The sequence below is a fragment of the Bacillus sp. JAS24-2 genome (assembly GCF_008274905.1).
GTDB lineage: Bacteria > Bacillota > Bacilli > Bacillales > Bacillaceae_G > Bacillus_A > Bacillus_A cereus.
In genome coordinates, this window is the sequence record NZ_CP031068.1 from 3,087,523 (window position 1) to 3,103,302 (window position 15,780).

Below are 15,780 nucleotides of genomic sequence, written 5' to 3' on the forward strand. Positions count from 1 at the left end.
ACGATGCAAAGTGAGAAACTTTGGACGAAGGATTTCCTCGGAACTTGTTTTAGTAGTCTATTTCTCTTCTTAACATTTTACATGCTTATGACTACTCTGCCTGTCTATGTAATAGACGGCCTAAAAGGAAAACCTGAGGAAATTGGTTTAGTTGCAACTGTGTTTCTTATTTCTTCTGTTTTATGTAGACCATTCACAGGAAAATGGCTCGATGATTTAGGAAGAAAGAAAATATTATTTATTTCACTTTCATTATTTTTAGCCGCTACTGTTATGTATTTCGGTGCGCAAAGTTTATTCTTATTACTTGCCCTTCGCTTCTTACACGGTATTGGGTTCGGGATGGCAACGACAGCTACTGGTACGATCGTAACTGATGTTGCGCCAGCTCATCGACGAGGCGAAGCACTTGCATATTTCGGCGTATTTATGAGTCTGCCGATGGTAATTGGTCCTTTTTTAGGTTTAACAATTATTTCTCATTTTTCGTTTACTGTGTTATTTATCGTTTGTTCCGTATTTTCATTACTTGCATTTTTATTAGGACTACTTGTAGATATTCCACACGAAGCACCTGTTAGCAAACAAAAACGTGAAAAAATGAAATGGAAAGACTTAATCGAACCATCTTCTATTCCAATTGCACTTACAGGATTTGTTTTAGCCTTTTCTTATAGTGGTATTTTATCCTTTATTCCTATTTATGCGAAAGAACTCGGTTTAAGTGAAATTGCAAGTTACTTCTTTATTTTATACGCACTTGTTGTTGTCATTTCTCGTCCATTTACAGGAAAGATTTTTGATCGCTTCGGTGAAAATGTACTCGTTTACCCTGCTATCATTATTTTCACAATCGGAATGTTCATATTAAGCCAAGCACAAACTTCATTTTGGTTCCTTGGCGCAGGTATGCTAATCGGTTTAGGTTACGGAACATTAATTCCGAGTTTCCAAACGATTGCGATTTCTGCCGCTCCAAACCATAGACGTGGTTCTGCGACAGCTACGTATTTCTCATTCTTTGATAGTGGTATTGGCTTTGGTTCTTTCATTTTAGGTATTGTCGCAGCGAAATCCAGTTATCATAATATGTATTTTATCGCAGCTATTATCGTTGCGTTCACTTTACTTTTATATTATGGATTACACGGACGAAAACAAAAATTCAAGAAACAACCTACAGACGGAAAAATTTCCGCTTAACGTTAATAAGGAAAGTAAACTTCCCCGTTTACTTTCCTTATTTTGTATTTCTTTCAAGACGAGCGTATACTTATAGTAGAAATAAAAAGGAGGGCCATATATGAAACTAAAAAAATCTCCCCTACTCTTACTTATACTAACATTCATATTTGTAATTACAGGGCTTGGGTTTACTTACTTCAAACAAAATAAAACGACCCCATCAAAACATAATGTGACAAAAGAAAACTGGTTAAATGACCCTTACTTACGTTGGTCATATACCCATATGAAAGAATTCACTTTAGTTAATAACGTAAAAAACAACCCTGACCAAATTGCTCACTTCCCTTCCGCATTGCAAAACTTAGACGATTTTGCTGTGGAGCGTAGATTCGGAAATACAACTCCTCTAAAAAAACTTTTAGACGATAACAAAACAGATGCTTTTGTCGTTGTACATAATGGACAACTTGTTTATGAACGATATTTCAATGGGTATAAACAGAATGAACCTCATGGTATGGCATCATTAGCAAAAGTCTTTACCGGGGCGATTATACAATCTCTCGCTGAAGAAAAACGTATTGACTTAGAAAAAACAGCTGACACTTACATAAAAGAATTAAAAAACACACCGTTCGGTAATGCCACACTTCAGCAATTAATGGACATGCAAGTGTCAGCTGAATATCCTACTCATGGATATGAGCAGCCTGGGCTAGAAAATCAAGATGCACAATTATATTTAGCTAGCAATATTTTACCCCGCGGCAAAAATTACGACGGTCCGATGAAAATTTATGATATGTTACGAGAAGCCGAAGAAACTGCACCGCCTGGTTCTTCCTTTTCTTACAATAACGGATCAACAGAAACGCTCGCTTGGATTATTAGAACTATTACTGGTAAATCACTAGCTGAAAATGTAAGTGAACGAATTTGGTCTCAAATTGGTATGGAAGAAAACGCGTATTACGTTACAGATGAAACAAAAGTAGAACAAGCTAGTGCTGGATTAAATGCAACTGCTAGAGATATGGCGAGATTCGGGCAATTACTATTAAACAACGGGGAATATAACGGAAAACAAATTCTCCCTTCTTCTATTACAGAAAGTGTAAAAAATGTACAAGAAGGTGAACTTGAAATTAGTAGTGGCGCTTCTATTTCTTATCATAATCAATGGTGGATTCCCCACAATGAACAAGGTGCTTTCGAAGTGTTAGGTAGTTACGGACAAACACTTTACATCGATCCGAAAGCAAATATGGTAATCGCCCACTTCTCTTCTAACGCAACGCCAAGTAATGAAATACATTCGGTTTATTCAAATATGTATATTGATATTGCACATTATTTAGAAAAGCTTCCACAGTAGTGGAAGCTTTTTCTTATTTCGGTGTTTTATTTGAATCCATTATATTATTCCAGGTTTAAAAGCATTCGTAAATCTACTATCCTCATCATAGTTATTCATAATTAAACTTTTTATTAGCAATCCAATAAAAAGTTACGAAGAGTGTCAATAAAATCCAAATAATCGTTAGTAACACATTGGCTATTGTGTTTGAATTTACTAATCACGTAATGAATGTTTCCATCATAAAAGAGTTTGATTATTTTTGTGACCTCTCCTCCATTAAAGCGCTCATTTGCTACAGTTTAATTTTCATTATGCTGTTTTGCCGAGTCCAATGCTTTTTTTAGTTCGTCCGGTTTTTGAGTACCTATTACAACTGAATTATATATCAACTTTAACTCTATGCCTTTCTTTCCATTCATGTTATAGACTTTTTCACCCTTAAAATTAAAACGAATTCCCCATCCTCCAAATCTTTTTAACGGACTGTAAGTAATACTTTCATAGTGACGTATATCTTTGAGGAGATACTCCCTATATTGAAAATGAAAAGGTACAAAACGAACATAAAGACCTTTTCCACGAACCTCAATAATTAGCTTCAATACCCCAAGCATTAATATAGGAGAAGCAATCCCAAAAACTAACCACAAGACAATTAATGCACCATTAGGAGCTGGTTTATCTCCAAACGGAATATCAAAGATAATTTGTTGAATAAATCCATACCACATCAGTATGGCGATCCCTAATATGAGTATCCATATCCAAATTTGTTGTGGCCGCTGAACCTCACGAAAGATAACTTGTTCTTGTTGTTTCATTAGCAATTCCACCTCCTAAATGGCTTATTTATTTGATTTCAACACATTTTATTCAACAATCTGGACTGATTGCTAAACAACAAAAAAATTGTACAAAAATTCCGTTCTGGGGTTGGTATAAGATTTTAACTTGATAGGCATGGAGATACTACCATTACTTCAACAATTCGAGTATCCAAAATTTAAATTAAATCTGAATTAACTAAAGCCGACAGCAATTGGATAATATTCATACTCTGACTGGCTGTCGGCTTTAATTTTAAAGTTTAATTAAAAAAATTTTTCTTATTATTTTTGATATAGTTAACGACAATTACAAAATAAGTAACAGCTATGAGATTAATTATACTTAATATTAGACCTGATGGATTGGACCAAGGAAGTACAAAAAGCCAAAATACTACCAAAATCGAACTCATTACATATAACCATTTGAATTGATCTGTCATTTTTAATTCCCCCCTTTTCCCTTCTTTGATGATTTTATCTTTCAAGAAATCATCTCCTTTAATTAATTCGTCAATGCTAATATTGAATAAATCACTTAATGTAATAAGTGTTTCAATATTCGGATAGCCTTTTTCAAGCTCCCATTTAGAAATTGATTGTCTGCTTATGTTTAATTTAAGAGCTAGTTCTTCTTGTGATAAGTTATGCTTTAAACGTTCTTCTTTTAGCTTTTTATAAAACTCCATGATTTTCAACTCCTATAATTTTATTTTTACTATAGATTATAAAAATTCATAAGAATAGAGAAGTAGAATGATGTAACCTAAGAGTAGCAAATGTTTGAAACCGGTGGTTGCATTATACTTCGATGCAAATGAAATAACATTTTTATATATAAGGACAATCATTGTAAATTTCAGAATTTTCTATACGTTTAAAGGTTATCTCTCAAACAACCTCGAATAATTGTACTACATATACATAAGGAGGGTGATCTATTTTGTTTCGTTCCTTTACAAATGGTTGCGTCGCCTTAGTGCAACGCTTCTTGCCAGAACCGTTTATTTTATCATGTTTACTAACTGTTTTTGTTATCTTCTTTGGTATGTTTGCGACTCACCAAACCCCTGTAGAAATGATTAATCACTGGGGTAATGGAATTTGGGGACTCCTCGCCTTTTCTATGCAAATGGCACTTGTACTCGTGACTGGATCTGCTTTAGCAAATGCTCCTCTTATTAAAAAGGGATTAACGAAAGCTGCCAGACTACCAAAAACGAATGGACAAGGCATTATTGCCATTTCAATTGTAAGTTTACTTGGTGCATACATAAACTGGGGCTTTGGAATTGTTGTATCTGTTTTATACGCAAAAGAAGTGGCAAGGCAGCTGGACGGATTAGATTATAGACTAGCAATCGCCTCTTCTTACTCTGGATTTCTCATTTGGCATGCGGGTCTTTCTGCCTCTATCCCTCTTACGTTAGCAACAGGCGGTGAAACGTTAATTAAAACGACTGCTGGAAGTATTAAAGAGGCGATTCCAATAACAGAAACGTTATTCTCACCATACGCTCTCGTTCCAGTTATTATTTTTCTCATTACGATGCCTCTCATTAATAAGGCGATGCATCCAGATGAAAAACATACGATCACTGTAGATCCTAGCGTGTTCCATGAAGAAGCCGCTGCTCAAGAAGTAGAAAAAAATACATTCGCTGAAAAGATGGAAAATAGCATTATTATTACACTTTGCGTTGGATTGTTAGGTCTCATTTATATTTTCAATTACTTTTATACGAAAGGTTTTAACCTTACTCTCGATATCGTGATTTTTATGTTATTAATTGCAGGTCTTATTTTCCACAGTACTCCGATTCAGTATATTCGCGCTTTTTCAGACTCTACGAAAAGTGCTTCTGGCATTTTACTTCAATTTCCGTTTTACGCAGGAATTATGGGCATGATGATTGGAGCAAATAGTGAAGGACTTTCACTTGGAGGAGCTATTTCTAATTTCTTTATTAGCATTTCAAATGAAACGACTTTTCCGCTCTTTACATTTTTAAGTGCTGGCATTGTTAACATTTTCGTTCCATCTGGCGGCGGTCAATGGGCTGTGCAAGCACCAATTATGATTCCAGCTGGCGCTGAACTTGGTGTACCTGCTGCAAAAACAGCAATGGCAATTGCATGGGGCGATGCTTGGACGAATTTAATTCAACCTTTCTGGGCATTACCAGCATTAGCGATAGCTGGTTTAGGTGCTCGTGACATTATGGGATTTTGTGTTGTGAACTTACTATATGCGGGTTTTATCATTAGTCTATGCTTCTTATTTATTTAAACGAAAAGCTAGTTTTATACTAGCTTTTTTACATAATAAATCACTTATTTCCCATGCAATTTATAATCTTCTCCCACTCTATCTCCGTAAGATGTAATGACTCAAATGCAAAAAAATCTTCGCAAATTTTTCCGATCAAGTGTGGATGTTCACTCAAAAAATTCCACTGTAACGCTTTAGGAAGAAAATATGTTTCATATTCTTTACTTCCCCGTACTACCTCATCAACTTCTCTTTCACAAATTCCTCTTATCAAGTAGTCATTTCTTAACTCTATTTGAATTTGCTGAAATGTTTTACTACATTTTTTCAATTGAAGTAAACACGTAACATACTTCCGAAAAAGTTCGCCGTCATACTGAATACAGTTTATAATACGGTCGACTTCATTCATAATGTACGAGCCTTTTCTTCTATTTGTAATAACCATTTTTCACGCTTTGATACTTTACTCGTTTTCACAGATTGAAACACTGAACGTTTTATATCGCGAATGCCACAAAAACGTAAAACACCTCTCTTCATCATAATCCAATCTGCTGATCGATATAATAGTGCGACGTACCATAGGGGCGAGTCTAACTTATTAATAACCCATGCTTTTTTCCCTTGCAATAATCCTTTCGGCAGAGCCCCTTCATATTTATAAGCAAATCCAGCTACGAAAATACGATCGATAAATCCTTTTAAAATTGCTGGCATCCCCCACCACCATATTGGATAGATGAATAAAAGTGTATCTACTTCTTCTACTAACGTTCTGTACCGAGCTGTTTCTTCTTCATTTACTAAATCACGTCTTTTCTTCTCTTCATTAAATACGAGGACTGGATCAAATTGTTCTTTGTATAAATCAAGCAGCGTAACTGAATGATTTGTTTCCGGTAGTCCTTTTTGCACATGATTGAAAATCGCCGCGTTAAAACTTGAAGGATTAGGATGAGCGTATACAATTAGTACGTTCACTACATAACAACTCCCTCTATACATTAAAGTTTCTCCTTCTTTAACATCTTCTCTACAATTTGCACGTTTTTCGAACTTTGCAATAATCGATTCAATAATATAAGTAATTCTTCTTTTTCTAAATCTTTCAGTTTCTCTTTAACTGCACTCTCACCAGCACCTTGAATATCATAAACAACTGCCGCCATATGCTTACAAAGATTCTCATATGGACATTCGCAGCTACTTTCTGAAAAATCTTCGAGATCGATAACTACTTCATAATTTCCTGCATTTCCAGTAACGAAAGCAAACACTTTTTTATCATGTATTTCAACATCTTCTACATGTCCATCTTCATAATATTCATATCCCTTATCTACAATGTACTTTGGGATCCATTTCGTTATATCTTTTAATAAGTAAGCGTACATAATTGTACCCCTTCCTTTAATTCCCTTTTGACTTCAAAAATCCTGTATGTTATTCTAATAACTGTCAAATAGCAAGTCTATATGACAAAACGACTGACACCTATTCGGCGAAGGTGTCTCTTTTCATTTGCAGCCGATATGAATTGCCTCTTTCAGGCACATTCAATTTTTGACACTACACACTCAACACCATTCCCTGTATCAGGCTGCTTTAGCAGTCTTTTACTCTACATACTCCGTTATTTTAAGAAAAAAAGAGAGCTTAGCTCCCTTTTCTCGCCTTATACAATACTCCTTTTTCAGCATAGAGATATTCATCAGCTAATGTAATTTTCCCATCCAGTTTTAGTTCGTCTAATAATCTTGATAAATAAAATTGATGCAACATCTTTTTCGTGAATTTTCCTTCATGATGCGAAACGATATGTTCTTGAATATCTAACAATGATATCGGCTTATCTTGCTCTATCATATATTCATAAACTGTACTACGCAGTTTTACGTATTTTTCGAGTGTCACAGTAATGCGCAACCCCTTTCTTCTTAATATAAATTTTCGTAATCGGTTTTTTTGCAATAAAAAAACCTCTCCGATAAGAAGAAGTTACGTATATATCTTCGTCTTATCTCCCAGAACAAATATGTTCTGCTGGAATTAGCACCTGCATCGCGGTTGCTGGGTTTCATCGGGCCAGTCCCTCCACCTCTCTGGATAAGAAAATATTCACTTAATTCTTACTATACGTAATTCCACTTTAATTGTCAAATAAATATAACAAATTATATTTTCTTCCTTACTGTTCATACTACCCATATACGAACACGCAAGGAGGATTATGAAATGCATCAAAATGCTCGCGGATATGTACAAGATTCTTTTCAATCATTACAAGAAGCTAAAAATTGTTTAGAAGAAGCGCTCGAAACAGTTGAAAAAGATTTTAATCGCGCTCGTATTGAACAATCACTTTATGCTGTTGAACAAGCTATTCAACGTTGCGAGTACACCGTTCACATTTTAGAAAAAGATTAAAAACTTCCCATCAATTGATGGGAAGTTTTTTCAAATGGCATACTTCATAATTATTGCCGTTATAATTAAAAAATATACAGAATTAGCAATTTCTAAAATTCCTACTTTTATAATAGAAATTTTTTTGCCATACAACACAATTGCTCGAATGACACTTGGTATAAAAATAAGAGAACACCAGGGATTAATCACAAATATGATTATTGTTAATACGATATGATATCCCCAAGATATAAGACGATACTTCGGGTTATTTTTTTCACGAATCATCGTTTTCACATAGAACGTACTACCTAAAAAGTATAAAAATGAAATAAGTGCAATGAATATAGCTGTATGATCGATTTGCTTCATTGAAAAGGAATAACTAATTAATCCACCGATACAAAACACAATAATCGCACAAATATCATTTAATAGTGCTCTTTCATTTTTTTGACGAGCGTAATACATATTCACTATAAATAATGGAATCATTACTATTACGAATAAAAGAATTCGCCACTCATATAATAAAGAAATCATCCCAAATAGGAACGCAATGCTGAAATAAACAATGGCAGCTTGTAAAAACTCTTTTTTTCGTCTTTGCTTTATGTATGTAAGAAATGGATACGTGGCTAAATAGATAAAAAACCACGCTAAAAACAATGGAATATGATAAATAGTAGGTTTCCCAAGTATGACACTTAATAAAAAAGGAATAACAAGCATAGCCCATGCACCATGTTGCTTCGGAATAACTAACTTCATTAACTATACACCTCCCTTTTGAAAAAAGTTCTCACCTACCATTATACAAATAATTTTATATAATAACGGATGTATATTAAATCGATTTTTTGACAAAAAAATGCTCCTTACAATATGTAAGAAGCATGAAAGAGGCAAACGAATATGTAAGTCGCGACCCTACCTTATATGAGTATGCTTTTCTATGTCACGTTATGCTCATCTAATATACCGTATTTCTTTTTAAATCTTGTAAGAATCGTAATCCATGAAGTACTAAATAGTAATAAGAAAATAACATTCGAAATCGCATGGCTCAAATCAAAGTAAAAACTTGCGATATAATACGAAATGACAGTTTCCCACGTTGCTTCTCGTATAAAACCGAGAAGGCCCCAGAAATTCATAATCCAGCCAAATAAAAAGCCAACAATTACTCCGTAAAGAAGTCTTCCCCATAGCTTTTTCATAAAAAATGTATTACGAAGTAAACCTGCTATAAAACCAATCATACCCCACGAAAACATTTGCCACGGTGTCCATGGACCTTGTCCTAAAAAAATATTAGATACGATTGCTGCTGTAGCACCAATCATAAAACCAGTTTCACTTCCAAATACAATTGCAGAAACGATAATGACAAAAGAAGTTGGTTGTACACTTGGTAAAATAGAAAATGGCACCCGGCTTACTGCTGCAATTGCCGCTAATACAGCAACGAGAACAATTTCACGTGAAACAAACGCCTTTCTTTCAAAACGGATATAGAAAGGTAACATAATAACCGCTAATATAAACAAACTACTTAACATGTAATAACCGTCCATGACAAGTGTCGTAAAGAGTAATGTGCCGATTATTACTGCAAAGATACATATTATGAATGCAACATATCGTTTGGACAAGCTTCGTACACATCCTCCCACGTTAATGCATATGGCAATTCTTTTCGAATGAATCGGTTAATAGATGTTGTATAAAAGAAGTTGCCGCTAAAAAATTCTTTCGGTGCATCATTCATAATGACTGTTCCATCAAATAACATCATACATTGATCAACGTATTTCGCTGCAAATTCAATGTCATGCGTCGCCATTACAATTGTTGTTCCTTCTTTTTGTAGCTTCCTAAATAGCTCTCCTACTCTTTCTTTCTTCCATGGATCTAACCCCTTTGTCGGTTCATCCAGTAATAATAAAGTCGGCTTTGATAATAACGTCGTACATAACGCAAGTAATTGTTGCTCTCCTCCGCTACAATCGTGCGGATGGCGTTCTTTAAGCGAATACAACCAAAACTGTTTTAGCCTATCTTCTGCTATTTCTTTTCCTTGTTCTCCGTATAATTCACGTGCACGTTCATAAACCTCGTCCCATACTGTATCAAATGTAAAATGATAATACGGATGCTGCGATACATACCCAATACTTTTAAATCGTTCTTTCGAATCAATTTTATGTATCACTTTTCCGTTCCACTTTACTTTCCCTCTTCTCGCTTTTTGTAATCCTGCTAAAATCGTTAACAGTGTAGACTTACCTGTACCGTTCTTCCCAACGAGCGCTACCCATTTTCCTTTTTCAATCGAAACTGATAAATCATGTAAAATAAGCGGACTATTTTTTTCATATTGGAACGAAATATGCTCTGCGCTTAAAATTACCTCTTGCTTTTCACTTTGTGCTATTGGCTCATTTACATATGATATCGCTGCAAAATCATTCATTTTCATTTGCGCCTCTCGCACTGTAAACGGAATATCTCTCACATTCCACTCTAAAAATAGCCTTGGAATTTGCGGAATAAATGGACGGAATGATTCTACTCCCCACATATCCGTAATAACAATTTTAGGACTACCATCATACATAATACGGCCATTATCCATACAAACAACGCGTGTTGCAAGCGGGATAACTTCATCTAAACGATGTTCACTTAAAATAATCGTAATTCCAAGTTCTTCATTAATCCGTTTTAATAATCCTAAAAACTCTTTTGCAGCGATTGGATCTAACTGCGCTGTCGGTTCATCTAATAATAGCAATTTCGGCTGCATAACTAATACCGCAGCTAAATTAACAAGTTGCTTTTGCCCACCAGATAACGTGTGAACAGATTGATGCAATAAATCTTGAAATCCTAAAAAGCTAATAAGCTCTGCTATTCTTTTTTGAATAATATGTGATGGTAATCCGATATTTTCTAAAGAAAATGCTAATTCTTGAATCACTGTATCCATAACGATCTGATTTTCTGGGTTTTGAAATACCATCCCAATTTCTTGGGCAGATAACAAATCAGCTACTTCCTCTATTAAAACACCCTCATAAAATATCTCTCCAGAACGCGTACCAATTGGAAGTAACTCCTTTTTAAAATGTTTTAATAAAGTCGTCTTCCCAGATCCCGATCCTCCAGCAAGTGCAATAAACTCACCTTTTTGAACAGAAAGAGAAATATGCTGTAACGCGTATTCGTTTTCATCAGCATATACAAATGATAAATTGTTTATTTCTGCATGCGCCACCATATCCATTCCCTTCCTTCCATCATAATTGGTAAACTAATAAACAGTGTAAATAATACAAACATCATTCCATCGTATTGCTGGAATAAAATAGATTCGACTTTCGGATAAATAATCAATTTCCCTCCGCCATAATTACTACATACAATAGCAGCTATAAATAGAATGATTAAATAATTGAGCGTATACCAATCGCGCCTTTCCATTCTATAGCGAATATACGTCGTACGCTTCGTTACACCAAATCCACGAGCTTGCATAGAATCTGCCGTTTGCAGTGCATCTTCTAATGAACAAATTAATAATACTTGCAGTAATTGCATACCATTTTTGACGCGTTCTATTATCGAACCTGAATCTACCTGCACACCTTTCGTCTTTTGAACGAGTGTGATTTTCTTTAATCGCCTCATAAACAAAGGAACAAATCTCACTGTAATCATCGTTAACAATGCAACTTTCGGTGAAATTCTTGAAAACAAATATAAAAATTTATGACTGGAAATAATATCATTGTATGACGCAAACGTAAACATAACTGCAACTAGTAATAACCCCATTACTATTCCAAACATAATCGCCTCAAGCTTAATACGGCTATCACCTAACCAAAATAACGTAGTTCGACCTCTATGCGTTAATAACGAATTAAATAAAATTACCATAAAGAAGAAAACAATTGTGCTCGGTAGCATCTTTCTTATCTTTTCGCTATTTCCTTGCATCACATTTAACATAATAATTAATACTATTGCTCCAATTAAAAAAAGAGGATGAAGACACATCGTACATAGTATCATCACCCCGATATAATAGAAAAAATTCACAAAAGGATGTAAAGAAGAAAAACTTATTTTCATAGCCCTTTACCGAATGCCTTTCTTATTGTAATACGTATACCCACTCAATTGTATCTCCTGGTTTTACCGTAGCTACACCAGCACTATGGTTTGGAAAAGCACCGTTCACACGATATTTCCATCCACTAGTATCCGCAATATCTTTTTCATATAAATCATTAATACCTTTTACATAAATACTATCTCTAGATCCGCTTGCATCAACATCTAATCCTGTACGTTGTAATACTTTATACACAGTATCGCCATCTTGTACATCCATCTTTTTCGCACCCATTATATATCCGTTATTTCCTTTTACCGAGATTGTTACTTGTTTTGCTTGCGGTTTCGGTACTGGTACTGGATCTGGTTTTGGTGGTTCAGGTTTTGGTACTGCCGGAGTCGGTATCGTTTTCTCCTCTTTATTCGGATCAACTTTTTGCTCCTGCTTCGGTGTTTCTTTCGGCTGATTCACAACCTTTGCTTCTTCTTTTACTTCTGGTGCTTTCGGTTGTTGTTTCTCTTCTTGTACTTGTTGCTGCTCTGGTTGCTTATTTACAGCAGGTTGCTCTTTCGGTTGTTCCTGTTGTTTCTCTTCTTTCTTTACCTCTGATTGTGCCTGCGGCTTTTCCTCTTTCGGCTTCTCTTCTACTTTTTGTTCTTGTTTCTCTTTCTGCTCTTCTTGCTGCTTTTGCTCTGATTCAGCTTGCTTTTCTTCTGTTTTTTCTTCCGGCTTCGCTTCATCTTTTTGTTCTTCTTGTTTCGCTACCTCTTCTTGCTTCGGTTCTACCTTCTTCTCAGGCTTTACAGCTGCCTCTTCACATCCGGCAAGTAGCCCGAGCGAAAGCAGTAAAGAAATGAACCATTTCACCTTACTCATCCTATCTCTCACCTTTCATACGAAAATTAGGAGCAAATATTTGCTCCTAATTTTTTGTTAAGCTGCTTTACGTCTCCATAATACATATGCAGAAGCAATACATAATACACCCATACCTACTTCTGTTGCTGCACTATGAGAAGATGCTCCTGTTTTTGGTAGACTGTTACCGTTTCCGATTTTTTTATTCTTAACCGGTTCGTTATCTACAACTACTTTTAGATTTTCATCTTTTGTTTCTTGTTGTACTTGGTCTTGTTCTTTCGGTTCTTCAGTAACTTCTTTTTCTACTACATTATTTTCTGGTTCAACGACCTTTTCTGGCTCTTCAATCGGTTTTGGCTTAATTACATCACCAGCGCCTACATTAGACCAATCATAAATAGATTTTCCCATTTCCTTAAATTGAAGTAATGCTAAAAGAGCCTGTTCTGTAGCCATTCCGTTACCATTTTGATCACTTGGTAACCATTTAAATTCACCATTTGAAAGTTGATATGATAATAGGTTTTGCATTGCCTTATGAAGACGATTTTGATCTACATCTTTAACAAGCGATAATCCAATAATTGCTTGCGCAGTACTATTTGAATTTTCTTGTCCATCAGCTGAAAAACCGCCATTTTGCAGCTGTTCGTTATATAAATACGCAACAGCTTTTTGTATAGCTGGTTTCACATCTGATCGCTCTTGATAAGGAGCTAATGCTGATAAAACCATACCTGTTACATCAACGCTACTAGCACTATCTTTACTACCTGAACTATTATAAGTCCATCCACCGTCTGTATGCTGATTATTTAACAGTGCTTCCACTAGAGCAACTCTATTCCATTTTGATTCAACTGGAATCTCATACTTTTTCGTATCAAATGCAAGTAAAGCAAATGCATAACCTGTAACAGAATTCACTTTATCTGACTCATACAATTTTTGAACTAAATTATGTCCACCTACATTTTTAGGGTCTGCACTCATTGCATTCATCATAATAATTGTTCTAGCTAAATCTGTCGCTGAAAAACGGTTAATACGCTTTTCTACTTTTTCAGTTACTGACTTAACATAATTTAATTTTGCCTCAATTGGCACATTCTTTCCAGAACGAGAAAGCGCTACAGCTACCCAGTCACTTTCAATTCCATCTTGTAACATCTTATCTGATGTTTTAGAAATGGCTTCGTTTAATTGTGCACTTGGATCTTGAATGTTCTCTTGCTTTGGTTGTTCTGGTTTTTCATCATTTGTTTTTGTACCATCTGGTTTTTCTTGTTTTGAACCATCCGTCTTTGGTTCTTCTGGTTTTTCTTGTTTTGGATCATTCGTCTTTGGTTCTTCTGGTTTTTCTTGTTTTGGATCATCCGTCTTCGGTTCTTCTGGTTTTTCTTGTTTTGGATCATCCGTCTTTGGTTCTTCTGGTTTGCCACCGTTAGGTTCTTCTGTTTTACACGTCCCGAACTTATCTAACGTTTCTTTCAATGTTTCCTGGCTTATATTGCTCCAGTCTGAAACAAAGCGAAAGACAACAACATCTCCAGATTTTAATTTATAACTATCTGCTCCGACTTCTGCAGACTTATCATTTACATCATACAGCCAAGCACTTGTAGCCCCGGCCATTAAACCATCGATGCCTTTTACATATGTTCCAAACGACATCGTTTCAGATTCTACCTTGTCCCCCATGACCTTTTGCAGCAAACTTAAAGCTGTTTCCCCATCTTTAATTTGCTCTTCTTTCGGACATAACATAATGCCTTTTTGTGATTCCCCAATAATTGCAAGTTTTGCTGTATTTTCTTCAGCAAACGTAATATGTACTGTATTCGCAAAAGAAACAAATACAAGTGTCACTGCCATTAACGACGTAAGCAGCCACTTTTTCAACATTGCCATCCCAAAATTTCCTCCCTTACTACCATTTACACAAAAAAAGGCCCTTCAAGGGCGTGCGATTGACACTCTCTTTTTGTAAGTGTCGAACAAAAATGTACAACACCTCCTACCCGCATTATTCGCGGCTATATTTGTATAGGAAAAATAATTTTGTTTATGAACGTATCATTGTGATAACATTCACTTTTCTTGGCACAACTTACTTCCATTTAAGTTATCGTAAAACGATAAACCTATACATTCTGTAAATTTTAAATTTCTGTATTATTTTACTATTGACAAAGAATTTTGTCCATGCTTTATCGGATTTATTTTCTAAGAATAATAACTTATTAACTCTTAACTATGTAAACTCTTTTCACTAATAATGACGCCATCTTCATCCGCATAGACATATTCATTTGGATTCCAATCCACTTGTCCAAAGTGCAATGAAATATTTCGTTCTCCTTTTCCTTCTTTCACACTTCTATTTGGCATCGTTCCTAACGCTAAAATACCAATATTAATATTCTTTAGTTCACTAGAATCACGAACATACCCATTCACAATAATTCCTGCTAGCTTTCTTTCTTCCGCAATAGCTGCCAAATTATCACCAAGTAACGCACAATTAGTAGACGCTCCGCCATCAACAACTAATACTGTTCCTTCTGGTAATGTTTGCAATCCTTCCTTCACTAGTACATTATCATCTTTCACTTTTACAGTTGCAATTTTCCCGTGGAATTGTTCTTTCTTCCCAAAAGACCGAAAAGACTGGCGACATATTTGTAATTCCTTTTCAAACTCATCACATAGATCTGTAGTTTTCCACATCTTG

17 protein-coding genes and 1 riboswitch are annotated in these 15,780 nt (G+C 35.2%); of the genes, 4 read left to right on the top strand and 13 right to left on the bottom strand.

Annotation, left to right across the window (positions count from 1 at the left end; all coding sequences use genetic code 11):
• Positions 1–3: 3 nt before the first annotated feature.
• Both DN407_RS15975 and DN407_RS15980 read left to right on the top strand, forming a co-directional pair.
• A complete protein-coding gene (locus DN407_RS15975; RefSeq protein ID WP_001190318.1) occupies positions 4–1,203 on the top strand; it encodes an MFS transporter in 1,200 nt (399 codons plus the stop codon).
• A gap of 100 nt (positions 1,204–1,303) precedes the next feature.
• Entirely contained in the window at positions 1,304–2,563 is a 1,260-nt protein-coding gene (locus DN407_RS15980) for a serine hydrolase domain-containing protein (protein WP_000768752.1), read from the top strand.
• Positions 2,564–2,847: 284 nt separating this feature from the next.
• Here DN407_RS15980 and DN407_RS15985 read toward each other — a convergent pair whose 3' ends face one another.
• Together DN407_RS15985 and DN407_RS15990 are read right to left on the bottom strand one after the other, a co-directional pair.
• On the bottom strand, positions 2,848–3,369 hold the full coding sequence (locus DN407_RS15985; RefSeq protein ID WP_016111567.1) for a DUF6141 family protein: 522 nt from the start codon (positions 3,367–3,369) through the stop codon (positions 2,848–2,850).
• Positions 3,370–3,635: 266 nt separating this feature from the next.
• On the bottom strand, positions 3,636–4,064 hold the full coding sequence (locus DN407_RS15990; protein WP_053512606.1) for a helix-turn-helix domain-containing protein: 429 nt from the start codon (positions 4,062–4,064) through the stop codon (positions 3,636–3,638).
• Between the two features lie 254 nt (positions 4,065–4,318).
• Between DN407_RS15990 and DN407_RS15995 the strand changes: the two genes are divergently transcribed.
• Entirely contained in the window at positions 4,319–5,665 is a 1,347-nt protein-coding gene (locus DN407_RS15995) for a short-chain fatty acid transporter (protein WP_000490012.1), read from the top strand.
• A 40-nt stretch (positions 5,666–5,705) separates the two neighbouring features.
• On the opposite strand, the gene DN407_RS16000 is transcribed toward DN407_RS15995, so the two are convergent.
• The 4 genes from DN407_RS16000 to DN407_RS16015 form a co-directional block, all read right to left on the bottom strand.
• A complete protein-coding gene (locus DN407_RS16000; RefSeq protein WP_001006469.1) occupies positions 5,706–6,059 on the bottom strand; it encodes a hypothetical protein in 354 nt (117 codons plus the stop codon).
• Complete coding sequence (locus tag DN407_RS16005) at positions 6,056–6,631, bottom strand: NAD(P)H-dependent oxidoreductase (RefSeq protein ID WP_033667414.1); 576 nt, start codon at positions 6,629–6,631, stop codon at positions 6,056–6,058. The genes DN407_RS16000 and DN407_RS16005 overlap by 4 nt, the downstream gene beginning before the upstream one ends.
• 23 nt (positions 6,632–6,654) lie before the next feature.
• Positions 6,655–7,044 (bottom strand): SWIM zinc finger family protein, encoded by a 390-nt coding sequence (locus DN407_RS16010; protein ID WP_000271521.1) that lies wholly within the window; start codon positions 7,042–7,044, stop codon positions 6,655–6,657.
• 262 nt (positions 7,045–7,306) lie between these two features.
• On the bottom strand, positions 7,307–7,564 hold the full coding sequence (locus DN407_RS16015) for a hypothetical protein (RefSeq protein ID WP_000171476.1): 258 nt from the start codon (positions 7,562–7,564) through the stop codon (positions 7,307–7,309).
• Positions 7,565–7,664: 100 nt separating this feature from the next.
• Positions 7,665–7,763, bottom strand: a riboswitch (SAM riboswitch).
• 122 nt (positions 7,764–7,885) lie between these two features.
• Between DN407_RS16015 and DN407_RS16020 the strand changes: the two genes are divergently transcribed.
• Positions 7,886–8,077: a hypothetical protein gene (locus tag DN407_RS16020; protein WP_000554032.1), complete on the top strand. Its 192-nt coding sequence runs from the start codon at positions 7,886–7,888 to the stop codon at positions 8,075–8,077.
• 30 nt (positions 8,078–8,107) lie between these two features.
• On the opposite strand, the gene DN407_RS16025 is transcribed toward DN407_RS16020, so the two are convergent.
• From DN407_RS16025 to rraA, 7 genes are all read right to left on the bottom strand, one after another.
• Entirely contained in the window at positions 8,108–8,830 is a 723-nt protein-coding gene (locus tag DN407_RS16025; protein WP_000779978.1) for a YwiC-like family protein, read from the bottom strand.
• A 182-nt stretch (positions 8,831–9,012) separates the two neighbouring features.
• Entirely contained in the window at positions 9,013–9,714 is a 702-nt protein-coding gene (locus tag DN407_RS16030) for an ECF transporter S component (protein ID WP_000044901.1), read from the bottom strand.
• Positions 9,687–11,348 carry an ABC transporter ATP-binding protein gene (locus DN407_RS16035; RefSeq protein ID WP_139894580.1) on the bottom strand — a complete coding sequence of 554 codons (1,662 nt, stop codon included), beginning with the start codon at positions 11,346–11,348 and terminating at the stop codon, positions 9,687–9,689. The genes DN407_RS16030 and DN407_RS16035 overlap by 28 nt, the downstream gene beginning before the upstream one ends.
• Positions 11,321–12,199: an energy-coupling factor transporter transmembrane component T gene (locus DN407_RS16040; RefSeq protein ID WP_033667170.1), complete on the bottom strand. Its 879-nt coding sequence runs from the start codon at positions 12,197–12,199 to the stop codon at positions 11,321–11,323. Before DN407_RS16040 ends, DN407_RS16035 begins: the two co-directional genes overlap by 28 nt.
• Positions 12,200–12,221: 22 nt before the next feature.
• Positions 12,222–13,061, bottom strand: a complete 840-nt coding sequence (locus DN407_RS16045; protein ID WP_000048895.1) for a DUF4430 domain-containing protein — start codon at positions 13,059–13,061, stop codon at positions 12,222–12,224.
• Positions 13,062–13,118: 57 nt separating this feature from the next.
• Positions 13,119–14,957 carry a DUF4430 domain-containing protein gene (locus tag DN407_RS16050; protein ID WP_149216472.1) on the bottom strand — a complete coding sequence of 613 codons (1,839 nt, stop codon included), beginning with the start codon at positions 14,955–14,957 and terminating at the stop codon, positions 13,119–13,121.
• A 339-nt stretch (positions 14,958–15,296) separates the two neighbouring features.
• A complete protein-coding gene (gene rraA, locus DN407_RS16055; protein WP_000266038.1) occupies positions 15,297–15,776 on the bottom strand; it encodes a ribonuclease E activity regulator RraA in 480 nt (159 codons plus the stop codon).
• Positions 15,777–15,780 lie beyond the last annotated feature (4 nt).

Coding starts and splice junctions, on each gene's coding strand:
- DN407_RS15975 (WP_001190318.1), top strand. CDS start 4: ATGCAAAGTGAGAAACTTTGGACGAAGGATTTCCTCGGAACTTGTTTT.
- DN407_RS15980 (WP_000768752.1), top strand. CDS start 1,304: ATGAAACTAAAAAAATCTCCCCTACTCTTACTTATACTAACATTCATA.
- DN407_RS15985 (WP_016111567.1), bottom strand. CDS start 3,369: ATGAAACAACAAGAACAAGTTATCTTTCGTGAGGTTCAGCGGCCACAA.
- DN407_RS15990 (WP_053512606.1), bottom strand. CDS start 4,064: ATGGAGTTTTATAAAAAGCTAAAAGAAGAACGTTTAAAGCATAACTTA.
- DN407_RS16000 (WP_001006469.1), bottom strand. CDS start 6,059: ATGAATGAAGTCGACCGTATTATAAACTGTATTCAGTATGACGGCGAA.
- DN407_RS16010 (WP_000271521.1), bottom strand. CDS start 7,044: ATGTACGCTTACTTATTAAAAGATATAACGAAATGGATCCCAAAGTAC.
- DN407_RS16020 (WP_000554032.1), top strand. CDS start 7,886: ATGCATCAAAATGCTCGCGGATATGTACAAGATTCTTTTCAATCATTA.
- DN407_RS16025 (WP_000779978.1), bottom strand. CDS start 8,830: ATGAAGTTAGTTATTCCGAAGCAACATGGTGCATGGGCTATGCTTGTT.
- DN407_RS16035 (WP_139894580.1), bottom strand. CDS start 11,348: ATGGATATGGTGGCGCATGCAGAAATAAACAATTTATCATTTGTATAT.
- DN407_RS16040 (WP_033667170.1), bottom strand. CDS start 12,199: ATGAAAATAAGTTTTTCTTCTTTACATCCTTTTGTGAATTTTTTCTAT.
- DN407_RS16045 (WP_000048895.1), bottom strand. CDS start 13,061: ATGAGTAAGGTGAAATGGTTCATTTCTTTACTGCTTTCGCTCGGGCTA.
- DN407_RS16050 (WP_149216472.1), bottom strand. CDS start 14,957: ATGGCAATGTTGAAAAAGTGGCTGCTTACGTCGTTAATGGCAGTGACA.
- rraA (WP_000266038.1), bottom strand. CDS start 15,776: ATGTGGAAAACTACAGATCTATGTGATGAGTTTGAAAAGGAATTACAA.